Raw genomic sequence first — 13,026 nt, forward strand, 5'->3', positions numbered from 1 at the left:
AAAACTAATTGCCACCACAAATGGTCAATTATTCAAAGATTGAGTTAAAATAAGGGGTCGCAAACTTAGTAAGTAAAACCCGGATATTCCCCGGAGGTGTAATTGACCAAGTTCATTTTGAAAATTCTCTGGTTAGACGAAAACGTCGCCCTAGCAGTAGATCAGGTTGTCGGTAAAGGTTCTAGTCCCTTAACCAAATACTTTTTTTGGCCCAGAAATGATGCCTGGGAAGAGCTAAAAAAAGAGTTAGAATCCAAACACTGGATCACAGATGTTGACCGGGTAGAGTTGCTTAACAAAGCCACAGAAGTGATTAACTACTGGCAAGAAGAAGGCAGAAAACGCCCAATGGCAGAAGCACAGTTGAAATTTCCAGAGGTTGCCTTCACAGGTAGCGCCTGATTGTTTTAAATTGGTAATTGGTAGTGGGTAATTGGTGATTGGTCATGGGTAATTAAGTCAAATTATCACCTGTCACCAGTCCCCAGTCCCCAGTCCCCATCATGTTCGCCACAATTTGATTGTCTTGTCCTTACTACCACTGATAATCAATCCCCCATCATCCCTCATAACAACGCTAGATACCGAGTCTGCATGACCGACAAGACTAGCAATTTCTGATTTTGTGCTGATTTGCCAAATTTTCACGGTTTTATCCCAACTGCCACTAATCAGCGTTTCTCCATCAGCACTAAAAACTACAGCCACCACTGACCAAGAATGACCTGAAAGTGTGCTAATTAATTCACCAGTGCTAACATCCCATAATTTAATTGTATTATCACCGCTACCAGTCGCCAACAAATTAGGATGAGTGGGACTAAAAGCCACTGTCAAAACTGCCCAAGTATGACCAAAAAGAGTTGTTAATAAGTTAAATTTTCCGTCTTCTAATTTCCAGACCCGAACTGTGCGATCATAACTAGCACTAGCTAAAAGCTGTCCTTGGGGACTAAAAGCTACAGCATTTACTTGTAATTTATGCCCCGTTAAAGTATTCAGTGCTAAACCTGTATTTACATCCCAGATTTTAATAGTTTTATCCCAACTGCCACTAGCTAAAATTTGCCCACAAGGATGAAATGCTAGGGATTTAACAGCATGAGAATGTCCAGTCAAACTATGAATTTTTGTTAATGTCTTCACATCCCACAAATTGATAGTTTGATCATTACTAGCCGTAGCTAAAACTGTATCATTATCATTAAAAATGACTGCTGTTATAGATTGACTATGTCCGGGAAAGTTCCCCATTAATTGCTGATTGCTTAAATTCCATAATTTAATATTTTTATTATCTTCACCACTAGCTAATATTTTGCCATCATGACTTAATGCCACAGTATTAATAGAACTGTTAATTTGATTTTCCAGAGTATCAGCAAGTTGCCATAAATGACTTTTATTTAGAGATGATAAAGGCAAATAATTATCTTTGATACCCAAATTATAGATAAGTTGATCTGCTGATTGCCAACGTTCTTGTAAATTATATTTTACCAATTTATCAAGGGTTTGTCCTAAATGTTCACTAATTTGATCAGTGAGATAATCTCGCCATACCCAGCTATTATTAGTCATATCAAATAGTTCAAAAGGAGAAATTTGAGTAAGTAAATAAATACAAGTTACACCTAAACTATAAAGATCACTTGCGAAAACTGCTTTACCTTGTGCTTGTTCTGGGGAAATATATTCTGGACTACCAACTAAATTATCTTTATCTTTATTAATATTGGCAAACTTCATATTCGCAAAATCTCCTAAAACCAAATCATCTAATAAATCTCGACTTTGATTTTTAGTCCGCAAAATAATATTTTCTGGTTGAATATTTCCATGAATAACTTGATGATCATGAATAAACCTGATCACTGGTAATAAGCTTTTTAAAATCTGCCAAATCTGAGTTTCATGAAAAACACCTTGTTTGGCTAATAAACTAGCTAAATTATCACCATCAATAAATTCTTGAATTAAATAGTAATATTTATTTTCTGTAAAATGTGTGATTAAAGTAGGAATTTGTGGATGTTTACCTAATTCCATTAATGTCTGTACCTGAAATTGAAAAATTTCCAGCGATTGATATTGAGATGAAACTTGATAAACAACACAAGGAATTGGCGGAAATTGACTTTCATCTACAGCCAAAAAAGTCTGATAAAATCCCCCCTTACTAATGGGTCTAATTAAACGATAACCTTCATTAATCAACACAATTTAGCTCCTAAATTCCTCTCTGCGCCTCTGCGTGAAAATAAATTCTTTACCATTAATTGCCTATTTTGTCAATTCGTAATTTCTATTATTTACAAAAATTAAGATTTTCATTACATTATTTTCCATAAGACATAAGTTCATCATAAACATTTTTAGCTGATGTCTTCATAGCGACTAATTAACACATAATCTTGGAGATTCCGATTGTGGCTTTAACTATCCAGTCCGCTCAAACTATTTTTTCTAATACTCAACTTCCTAGTCCTATTCCCGCAACAATAGCGTTATTTGATCAACTTAACGTTGATGATCAATTAGCTTATCTTTGGTATGCTTATACTGAAATGGGTAAAACTATTACTCCCGCCGCACCTGGAGTAGCCCGCTTGCAACTAGCAGAAAGTTTGCTTACCCAAATTAAGCAAATGTCTCGTGAAGATCAAACAAAAGTCATGCGGGATTTAGCCAGCCGTGCTGATACTCCTATTAGCCGTTCCTATGGTTTCTTTAGCGTCAACACCAAACTCGCTTTCTGGTTCGAGTTAGGAGAATTGATGAAACAGGGAATCATCACTCCTGTCCCCGTTGGTTATCAAATGTCTCCCGGTGTAAAATTTGTATTAGAAGCCACACAAAAACTTGATCAAGGTCAGCAAATAACCGTATTGCGGAATACCGTAGTAGATATGGGATTTGATACTTCTGATCTTGGTCCTAGCAGTTATCCTAAAGCAGCTACAGAACCTGCTTTCCAACGGACAAGTCCAGTTATTTCCTCCGTTAAAATTGACGGTATTACAGAACCTGCGGTCTTAGGCTACATTGAAGCCATGAATGCAGATAAATTTGATGATGCGATCGCACTATTCACTACCGACGGTGCGCTACAACCACCATTCCAAAAGCCAATTATTGGCCGGGAAGCGATCGCTAAATATATGCGCGAAGAAGCACAAGGACTAAACATGATGCCACAACAAGGTATCTGCGAAGTTCAACCAGACGGTTCTAAACAACTGAAAGTCACAGGAGTAGTACAAACTCCTTGGTTTGGTGTCACAGTTGGAATGAACATTTCCTGGCGGTTTTTAATCAATCCCGATGGAAAAATCTTCTTCGTAGCCATTGATATGCTTGCATCTCCTCAAGAACTCATGAACCTACGTCGAGTGTAATCAAATCATGAGGCTGTCGAAAATCAAATTTACTGGTAATTTCTACAGCCTCGCAATAATCAAGTGAAAGGTATTGACACCGACCATGAAATTTGATACTTATTAGACATCCACCAAGGTAAGATTAAGTAATCAAAAAAAATCCTATAGCGGTATGCACTTGAATGAGATACATCATAAGCCCCCTCCTTGCTTGCGGGGAGGGGGTTGGGGGTGGGGTTATTGTATTTCACTCAGCCAAGAACCGCTATAGTTCATCATTAGAATATGACACATACAGAAAATTTATCTAATGAGGTCAAGCTAGAAAAAACAGTTATTAAAGAGGAAAGACAATTACCGATAACAGCGGCAATCCTGTCACTATTTATTGCATTATTCGCTCTATCTCTGGCTGCTATCTTTATTAGATTGAGCGAGGTAGAACTTGGTTCTAATGCTACGATTTTTAATCGTATGTGGATAGCTACAATCTGTTTTGGAGTTTGGAATAGTTTTAAACAAATACAATTTCACCGATTAAAAGATTCAAATATCACAGCAGTTGATTCTCATAATTCTAGTTGGCAACAGAATTTAGGACTTATACTTTTGATGGGTATAGTTTCATCTATCTCTGTTATTTTATGGGCGTGGTCACTAACACAAACTAGTGTTGCTAACTCTACATTACTAAGAAATCTGACTCCAGTTTTTACCACTTTATTTGGATGGTTATTCTTAAAACAATCATTTGACATCACATTTTTAATTGGAATGGCGATCGCCTTAGTAGGAGTAATTACTATTAGTATTACAGACTTCTCCTATTCTATTAACAACATAACTGGTGATGTAGCGGCTTTATTCGCTGCTGTATTCTATAGTATTTATATTTTAATTGTCAAACAACTTCGGGCTAGATTGTCTTCTTCCACTATTCTTCTGTGGCGCTGTTTTATAGGAACAGTGTTCACCTTACCCATTGTATTTTTAACTGAACAGCAAGTTTTTCCTCATTCATATTCAGGTTGGTTAGCGGTAATTTCCCTATCCCTTGTTTGCCAAGTTTTAGGACAAGGACTTGTAGCACAATCTCTTAACCAACTATCTCCTGGTTTTGTGGCTACAACTCTTTTGTTTGAACCAGCAATCACGGCGATTATAGCTTGGGTTATTTTTTCTGAACAGTTAAGTTTATTAAATTGGTTGGCATTTTGTGTTATTTTAATCGGTATATACTTAGCTAAACCAAATCAAACTACAGTCAAAACAAACGAAGTCAATGATTAATCATCTGTCCACCAAGATAGATCTCGATTGGGATTCCAGTTTTTTAAGACATTCCTTAAACCAATTATATCCAAAATTACGGATTGCTGTAATTCATGGAGGCAACAGCAGCAAAGAAGGTTCAGTTATCTACAAAACTCATAATCCCCGCTCAACAAAAACCTATGAACCCGTAGCCCAAGATATCGCTAATGCACTAGTGAAAATCGGATTTCATCATGTTTTTGTTATGGCAGATGATATGACGCTTCCACAAAAACTCAAACGAGAGAATATTCATATTGCATGGCTCAATACTGGTGGTGTTCAGGGATATAACCAAATATGTCACACACCTGCACTTTTAGAAATGCTGGGAATTCCCTATATAGGACATAACCCTTTAAATAGTTCTAAACTGGATCAAAAACATATCTTTAAACTGGAACTTCAAGCGCTTGGAATTAAGACAGCCCCATTTATTACTTGGCATCCTGCCCAGGGAATTTTTAATCCTCACCTTGATGAACGCTTTGCTAAAACTTTTAAGGAATATAACGGTCCATTTATTGTTAAACCTGTGTCTGGTCGTGCCTCATTAAATATTCATTATGTAGAAACTATTGATGGTTTATCCGAAGCAGTGACGAATCTCCATAAAATCACCCATGATACTGCTTTAATTGAAACTTATTGTTCAGGGCGTGAATTTTGCGTTTCTGTATGTGGTTATATTACTCATGGGAATCAGACGTTTTATCGGCAGAATAAACCTTTTGCTTTTTCTACAATCGAACGTTTTTTAGAGCATGGAGAATATATTTTTACATCAATGGATAAGAAAGCAATTACCATAGAAAGAATTCGCTTACTTAACGATGAAGAACAAGAATTGAAGCAAAACTTAATTGCAATTGCCCAGAAGATTTATCAAGATTTTCATCTCAATACTTTAGTAAGAATTGATTTGAGGCATGATGAAAATGGTGTACTTCATGTACTAGAAGCCAATCCTAAGCCAGACCTAAAGCAACCCACTGATAATATAACTAGTTTAGTAGTGCAAGGGTTAAATGAATACGGCATGACTTACGAAGATATCATTTTAAGTTTGCTAAGTGATCGTCTAGACTATTTGTTAACTTATCATCGGGCAAATATTAAGCATATAGATGAGATGATCAATTAAACTCGTAGTTTGTCCAAAATCGGCAATGGTTAATGATTGGAAAAAAGTTCTATTCTGCCTCTGGGTTATAAAAATTCAATTTTTCTCCAAGACAGACCAACCCAAATTTGTAGATTGTTCATAAACCCGTTTCAAAGTATTCACATCTCTGACAGAAATCAACGGCGGTTTGCGAACTTGAGAAAAATACATCGTATCAGTTTCTAGAAGACTATGACCCCAGATACCTAAAGCATGACCAAGTTCATGACGTGCTGCTGATAGTACATAATCACCAGTTTGACTAGGACTCAGCAGAATCGTAAACCGGTGAGATAAAATATTCTTTTCAGTATATAAATCAAAAGTCGTTAAAGCCGAACGCGATCGCAGTATCTTACCATTAGGTTCACGTTGTAAGGGTGGTGCTTTGCGAGAGATTGTAATATCAGCAATAGCCGATTTTTCCACTATCTGCAAAGGTAAATAAATACTCCATTCTTGAACTGCTTGAGAAACACTATTAACCCATATTTGCGATTGTTTTTCATTAATATCAGTTGGTGTTTCTATCTTCACTTTCACCGGAAACCGTGACCAAATTAAATAACCAACTTTCGTAGATTTAATTTGATCAAAATAATCTCCACTATTCGTTTTATCTTGCCATTGTGCCAGAGTCGGTGGTAAAGGATAGTTTTTTTGGATAAATTGGGAGTTTCTTTCCTGTTCCCTCACACCAGCATTTACTTGAAAGTTAGTCAAAACAACCAGCAGTCCTGTACTTATTGCTAAAGTCAGAACTGCTGCTTGTAGTGAGCGAAGTCGAACTATTAATCTTCGCCAAAAGTTTTGATTTTGGGTGATTTTTCCCATTTTCAGTTTCAATTATTTGGGCAACCAATTAGCACTTAAAACCACAGTTAAACCCATAAAAACTACAACTAATGCCCAAGTAACTCGATTTAAAGTATTTTCGGCACTTTTGGTACTGCTAAATAATTGTGCTTGTCCACCAATAGCCCCAATGCCATCACCTTTAGGACTATGTAACAAAACGAGAATAATCAAACTGAGAGCAGAAAATGCCCAAATGCCTTGAATAATGTTAGTAATTGCCATATTAGAAATGTTGGTTATCAAAAGTTATCAATTTTGGAGGGATTTAGCAATGCTCATTGGTGTCAACTTAGGCTACAAATAGCTTATTTGTTTAGCTTCCAAACCCGCCTGGAACTTAAGTTCCGGTCTCATAGCCAAAGTAAACTGAAGTTTACTAAAGAATTTTTGGTTTCCTTAGTCATCAAAAGATGACTTTCGCTATGAGACTGGGAATTCATTCCCAGGCGGATTAAAGGTTTTACTTACAGCAAATTGTCATCAAACCTGGAACAAGAACCCCACCCCCAACCCCTCCCCGCAAGCGATGAGGGGGCTAAGATGTACCTCATAAGATTGGAAATCGCTGTAAGTTCCGGTCTCATAGCCAAAGTAAACTGAAGTTTACTAAAGAATTTAAAAATTTTCCGGTTATTCAGTCATCAAAAGATGACTTTTGCTATTAGACTGGGAATATGGCTAACGCCACGCTACGCTATCATTCCCAGTCGGGCTGTGGGTTTTACGTTAAGTTGACACCAATGAAGCTCTTGCTTTACCCTACCATTTTACGATTTTACAACCCTATTTGCACAGGAGTACGAGTTAGTTGTAAATCATATTCTGCGGCTTTAAGTAATGATCGCCCTGTCATTTCTTGTGGTTGGGATATTTGTAAAATATCCAGAATAGTCGGGGCAATATCGGCTAATTTGCCATCATTTCTTAATTCCACATTTGTTCCATATCCGGGTATTTTGGCTTTTTCGCCTTCTACCAAAATTAAAGGAACTGGGTTAGTAGTATGGGCTGTCCAAGGATGACCGCCTTCATCTAGCATATACTCAGCATTGCCATGATCAGCAGTAATAATTGCTGTACCACCTGCTTTACCAATAGCATCAATTAGACGACCTAAACATTTATCTACTGCTTCAATAGCTGTGACTGTCGCTGGAATTTGTCCTGTATGCCCTACCATGTCTGGGTTAGCATAGTTCATTACAACTAGGGAATAGATACCCTTTCTGATGGCAGCGATCGCCACATCTGTCACAGCTTGTGCTGACATCGCCGGGGTTTGATCATAAGTATTCACCATTGGACTACTGACTAATTCCCGATCTTCCCCCTCACAGGGATCTTCTAGTCCCCCATTAAAGAAATAAGTAACATGAGCGTATTTTTCAGTTTCAGCCGTTCTAAACTGTTTTAACCCGCGATTAGCGATAACTTCACCCAGAATATTACTCAGATTTTGCGGTGCGAAAGCCACAGAAACTGGCAATTCTGGATCATACTGGGTAAAAGTTACAAAAGAAAGTGGTTGAATTGGCTGTCTTTCAAAACCGTTAAAAGTTTGACTAACAAAGGCTTGAGTTAGTTCTCTAGCGCGGTCGGGGCGGAAATTGAAAAATATTACCCCATCACCAGATTCTACCGCGCCCGGTTGCAACCGGACTGGGAGAACAAACTCATCGGTTACACCTTTCGCGTAAGCTGCTTGCAATACCTCTACAGCCGTGAGTCCATTGCCCGCATTATCTGTTGTTATTACATCGTAGGCGTGTTGAACTCGATCCCAACGGTTATCACGATCCATTGCATAAAAACGACCACTAATAGTAGTGATTTCACCGATGCCAACATGATCTATATAGTCTTCCAACTGCTGGATGACTTTGATAGCATCTGTCGGTTTGGTGTCACGACCGTCAGTAATGGCGTGAATACAAACTTGTGAAAGTTGCTGTTCCTTAGCTAAGTCAAGTAATCCAAATAGATGGGTGATATGGGAATGCACCCCCCCATCAGAACAAAGCCCCACTAGATGTAACTTGCCATTAGCAGAACGGACTTCCTGGCAAATTTTGACAAGGGCTGGGTTTGCGGCTAAAGAACCGTCTTCTACAGCATCTGAGATCCGTACCAATTCTTGGGGTACGACTCGACCAGCGCCAATGTTCAAATGACCAACTTCCGAGTTGCCCATTTGACCTTCTGGCAACCCTACGGCTTTTCCTGATGTGCGAATGAGGGTGTGGGGATAGACTGCCCATAAACTGTCCATAATCGGAGTTTTGGCAGCGGCAATCGCGTTTCCTCGCGTTTCCTCACAGTAGCCCCATCCATCTAGAATGACTAGCACCACAGGAGCAACAGGTGCTTTGGTCATAGTAAAATCGCCCTTTACTTTTTGTAATACTCGAATGATACCATTGCTAACCAATTATGGAAGTTAAATTCAGTAGGAAAAAATCTTAAATTCCAAATTTTGTTAACCTACTGATACCAAATATTTGAGACGACTGTGGCGAAATGCCATTTAATTTTTATAGTTTTAGATCAATCCGTTATAAGGTACAGTTTTTTATCCCCAAGCCAGTAGGGGCGGGGAAACCCTCACAAGGGTAGGTTTTTAATATTGTCTGTGAAGGCAAGACTGGGAAGACTTGGAGGGAACGTAGACAAGGAAGATTTTATACGCACAATAGTCTTTTAACGGTGTGTTAAGTAGTGAGACAGAATTAATTACACAATGTTATTGCGTTAGCGCAGCGTGGCGTTAGCCATATGGAATCAAGTGAAATGAAGCAATTCCAAAGGGTTGTGATTGCTTCCCTTCGCTCGCAATGACTGTAAATATTTTTGTCCAATTACTTATTGTTGCCAAAAAACATAATCCTGTAGGGTTTTCCTCCCTTGTCACCTTGTCCACCTTGTCGGCCAAGTCTTGCCCTCACCAGAATGTAAAAAACCTACACCTGTCAGCGGGGTTTCCCCGCCCTTCATTGCCTATTTTAGATTAAGGGCAGAGCGATCTGCTTGCAGCAGCGCTTCCCGATCGCCTTGTTCTGTAAGATTATCAAGTTTATCCAGTATTCTTAAACCTGCTTCTGGGTTTCCCGTTACAGCCATTGCTTTAAATCGAGTACAGGCATCAAATTCAGCTAGAGCTATAGTAGAAAGTTCTTCAATGAGTTTATTTACACTTATACCTCTAGTTTGCGCCAGTTCTTTTAATCGGATGTGTTTTTCGTTGGGTAAGCGAATAGTTAAAGTAGCCATTTTTTGTTTAACTCCTAATAATTTCTTCCGGTCTTAATATTGATAAGTTAGGAAATACGAGTTCAGCATTTTGGAAGTCTTTAACATTTTTGGTGACAATAATTTGAGCATTACCAGCAACCGCTAATTCAATTAAATGGTTGTCAGCTTCATCTTTTAAATTAGGTCGCCATAAGTAGTAAATTGATATCCATTGACTGACATTTATAAATGATGCAAGTAAAGTATAAATTTCTGTGTTAGTTAGAGAACATTGGCTGATAATTTCTTCTCGCTGCATGACTGATTCATACTCTAAAAATAAAGCATTTCCCATCAAAGGCTGATATTCTCCTTTCAAACAGCGTCGAATTAGTTCCCGACTAGAACCTTTTGATCCAATGAGCGCACTAATAAAAACGCTTGTATCTACCACAATTTTAATCGCCATGTGGCTATGATAGCATATATGCTGTCATTAGAGAAAATATTGGTCTTCGTACTGAGTTTTTTTGCTTTCGTACTATTTTAGATTAAAGGCAGAGCGATCTACTTGCAGCAGCGCTTCCCGATCGCCTTGTTCTGTAAGATTATCATGCAAATGCCTAAGATCACGAATTTGCATGAGTCATTAAGAAAATATAAAATACCCTAAATACACACAAAAAGTTTGTACTTTTATAAAGTATAATTAAGAAAAAGATAAATAAATCTAGCTAGATAGGCTTATTTCTTCACCTATTGCGCCTAGATCCGGTTAAAGTTTCTTTCTAAACTAAAAAGTACCATTTTCCAGTGCCAACAACTAAGTTAGCATTCAGGATCAAAGCGACGATGTAAAATTCCCAGTTGAAGAGGCAAATAAAGGCGTGGGTCAGTATCAATCTGATGAATTAAAGCAGTATAATCCAGAGGCACTGCCCTGGGCGAGCGGAGCGATCGCTCGTTACTTTCGTTACCGTCCTTGGTTAGCCTGGGGACGACTACTGAGAATAATCTGGTCTTTTGCCGGATTTATATTCAGTCTCAAATGGGACGAATGCCTTGACCAGGTGGAGGAAAATCAGGGGAAACGCGCTACCCAGTTGCGAACCCTACTCACCAATCTGGGTCCGACATTTATTAAAGTCGGTCAAGCCCTCTCGACTCGTCCCGACTTAATCCGCAAAGACTTCTTAGCAGAACTAATCAAGTTACAAGACCAGTTACCACCTTTTGATAATGATCTGGCATATCAGATTATTGAAACAGAATTAAATCGCTCAATTGGCGAAATCTTTCGGGAACTTTCCCCTCAACCCGTAGCAGCAGCTAGTTTGGGTCAAGTCTACCGGGGTCGGTTACTCAGTGGCGAGGAAGTGGCAGTCAAAGTACAACGCCCTAACCTCCGCCCGTTACTGATAAAAGACCTGTATCTCATGCGTTGGGTTGCCAGTTGGCTTGCTCCCTGGCTACCCCTGAATCTCGGTCACGATTTAACTTTAATTGTGGACGAGTTTGGCACAAAGCTATTTGAGGAAATTGATTACATCAATGAAGGTAGCAATGCGGAAAAATTTGCCCATAACTTCCGTGATGACCCCCAGGTAAAAATTCCCTGTATTTACTGGAATTATACCAGCACTCATGTTTTAACCCTAGAATGGATCAACGGCTTTAAACTCACAGATACTGAGAATATTCAATCTGTCGGTTTAGATCCAGAAGCTATCATTCAAATAGGTGTAACTACTGGGTTACAACAACTATTAGAGCATGGTTTTTTTCATGCCGATCCTCATCCGGGAAATTTGTTCGCTATGCCCGATGGTCGCATGGCTTACATTGATTTTGGCATGATGGATCAATTAGAGGAAACCACTAAGGAAAGTTTAGTTGATGCTTTAGTACATTTGGTAAATAAGGATTACGCTGATTTAGCGGCAGATTTTGTCAAATTGGGCTTTTTGGCACCAAATACTAATATTACCCCTATTGTTCCCGCATTAGAAGCAGTATTAGGAAATGCTATTGGTAAAAATGTCCAAGATTTCAACTTCAAAACCATTACAGATGAGTTCTCGGAATTGATGTATGAATATCCTTTCCGTGTGCCAGCAAAGTTTGCTTTGATTATTCGTTCTTTGGTGACACAAGAAGGGATTGCCCTCAGTCTTAACCCTAATTTCAAAATTGTGGAAGTGGGTTATCCCTATATCGCTCGGCGGTTATTAACTGGGGAATCTCCAGCATTACGGCGACGGCTATTGAATGTGTTGTTCAAAGATGGTAAATTTCAGTGGCAAAGGTTAGAAAATCTGATTACGATTGCTCGCACTGATAGCAATTTCGATGTTTTACCAACGGCGAAAATGGGTTTAGAATTCATCCTTTCCGAAGAGGGTAAATTTCTCCGTCGTCAGTTGGTTTTAGCTATCACTGAAGATGACCGTTTGCACACAGAAGAAGTCCAACGTCTGTGGGATTTGGTCAAGGATGATTTACCACCAAATCGTTTACTTAATGTCGCCATTAGCCTCTTGACCGAGTTCTCGAAAGAAGGTGTAGCAGCTATTTTAGCTAAATAATCTGTTACCAAATAAAAACGAATTTTAATAACAACCAGGAGTTTGAATGTACTATTACCCTCTGCAACCGCCTTACTTTTTACTATTAGTTGGTTTTTTCACGGCTTTAACTTCTGGGTTAGCTTTATCTGGGACATTAAAGGTAATTGTCCAGCAATGGCCACAAGATAAATCTCCTAAAGAAAAGACTAATACCCGTTCTTTTTATAAACAATTGTTAGTGCCATTTATTGGTATTACTGGTGGTTCTTGCTTATTTCTTTGTTCTGGTTTCGAGATATTTGGTTTTCCTACGGGAATGGCTTTAAGTATAGGTTTACCATTGAGTCTGTTAACTTGCTTCTTTGTTTGGCGGCAGTTGGGAGGTTTACTCGATTATGTTAAAAGGGAAGGAATGCAATCTTTAGATTTAGATTCTTGGTCTTAGATATAAGACAATAGAGGGCGCAGTCCCTGCGCCCCTACATTAATTAAACATATTGTCTGAATCAGGATA

General features: G+C 38.6%; 12 protein-coding genes. 6 read left to right on the forward strand and 6 right to left on the reverse strand.

The annotated features are described in order from the left end of the window. Positions 1 to 102 precede the first annotated feature (102 nt). A complete protein-coding gene (locus FJR37_RS16300; RefSeq protein WP_015079494.1) occupies positions 103 to 402 on the forward strand; it encodes a 30S ribosomal protein PSRP-3 in 300 nt (99 codons plus the stop codon). A gap of 99 nt (positions 403 to 501) precedes the next feature. Here the strand turns inward: FJR37_RS16300 and FJR37_RS16305 are convergent, their stop codons facing one another. Further along, positions 502 to 2,220, reverse strand: coding sequence for a WD40 repeat domain-containing serine/threonine-protein kinase (locus FJR37_RS16305; protein ID WP_168466539.1), 1,719 nt, complete (start codon positions 2,218 to 2,220; stop codon positions 502 to 504). 209 nt (positions 2,221 to 2,429) lie between these two features. Between FJR37_RS16305 and FJR37_RS16310 the strand changes: the two genes are divergently transcribed. From FJR37_RS16310 to FJR37_RS16320, 3 genes are all read left to right on the forward strand, one after another. After that, on the forward strand, positions 2,430 to 3,398 hold the full coding sequence (locus FJR37_RS16310) for an orange carotenoid protein N-terminal domain-containing protein (RefSeq protein ID WP_039205045.1): 969 nt from the start codon (positions 2,430 to 2,432) through the stop codon (positions 3,396 to 3,398). A gap of 267 nt (positions 3,399 to 3,665) precedes the next feature. Beyond that, entirely contained in the window at positions 3,666 to 4,670 is a 1,005-nt protein-coding gene (locus tag FJR37_RS16315; protein ID WP_168466540.1) for a DMT family transporter, read from the forward strand. Then, positions 4,663 to 5,838 (forward strand): D-alanyl-alanine synthetase, encoded by a 1,176-nt coding sequence (locus FJR37_RS16320; RefSeq protein WP_168466541.1) that lies wholly within the window; start codon positions 4,663 to 4,665, stop codon positions 5,836 to 5,838. Before FJR37_RS16315 ends, FJR37_RS16320 begins: the two co-directional genes overlap by 8 nt. Before the next feature lie 75 nt (positions 5,839 to 5,913). On the opposite strand, the gene FJR37_RS16325 is transcribed toward FJR37_RS16320, so the two are convergent. The 5 genes from FJR37_RS16325 to FJR37_RS16345 form a co-directional block, all read right to left on the reverse strand. After that, complete coding sequence (locus FJR37_RS16325; protein WP_168466542.1) at positions 5,914 to 6,693, reverse strand: peptidase; 780 nt, start codon at positions 6,691 to 6,693, stop codon at positions 5,914 to 5,916. Positions 6,694 to 6,705: 12 nt separating this feature from the next. Continuing rightward, positions 6,706 to 6,939: a preprotein translocase subunit SecG gene (gene secG, locus FJR37_RS16330; RefSeq protein WP_027403518.1), complete on the reverse strand. Its 234-nt coding sequence runs from the start codon at positions 6,937 to 6,939 to the stop codon at positions 6,706 to 6,708. A 553-nt stretch (positions 6,940 to 7,492) separates the two neighbouring features. Beyond that, positions 7,493 to 9,091: a 2,3-bisphosphoglycerate-independent phosphoglycerate mutase gene (gene gpmI, locus FJR37_RS16335; protein WP_039205041.1), complete on the reverse strand. Its 1,599-nt coding sequence runs from the start codon at positions 9,089 to 9,091 to the stop codon at positions 7,493 to 7,495. Positions 9,092 to 9,711: 620 nt separating this feature from the next. Beyond that, positions 9,712 to 9,984, reverse strand: coding sequence for a toxin-antitoxin system HicB family antitoxin (locus tag FJR37_RS16340; RefSeq protein ID WP_052150102.1), 273 nt, complete (start codon positions 9,982 to 9,984; stop codon positions 9,712 to 9,714). Between the two features lie 7 nt (positions 9,985 to 9,991). After that, the gene (locus FJR37_RS16345) at positions 9,992 to 10,414 is read right to left on the reverse strand and encodes a putative toxin-antitoxin system toxin component, PIN family (RefSeq protein ID WP_039205040.1); all 423 of its coding nucleotides are present in this window, start codon (positions 10,412 to 10,414) and stop codon (positions 9,992 to 9,994) included. Between the two features lie 418 nt (positions 10,415 to 10,832). Here FJR37_RS16345 and FJR37_RS16350 point away from each other — a divergent pair, with 418 nt between their 5' ends. Then, a complete protein-coding gene (locus tag FJR37_RS16350) occupies positions 10,833 to 12,530 on the forward strand; it encodes an AarF/ABC1/UbiB kinase family protein (RefSeq protein ID WP_168466543.1) in 1,698 nt (565 codons plus the stop codon). A gap of 46 nt (positions 12,531 to 12,576) precedes the next feature. Beyond that, a complete protein-coding gene (locus tag FJR37_RS16355) occupies positions 12,577 to 12,957 on the forward strand; it encodes a hypothetical protein (RefSeq protein WP_027403515.1) in 381 nt (126 codons plus the stop codon). Positions 12,958 to 13,026 lie beyond the last annotated feature (69 nt).

Source organism: Aphanizomenon sp. UHCC 0183, from assembly GCF_009712065.1.
In the GTDB taxonomy this organism is placed as follows: domain Bacteria; phylum Cyanobacteriota; class Cyanobacteriia; order Cyanobacteriales; family Nostocaceae; genus Dolichospermum; species Dolichospermum heterosporum.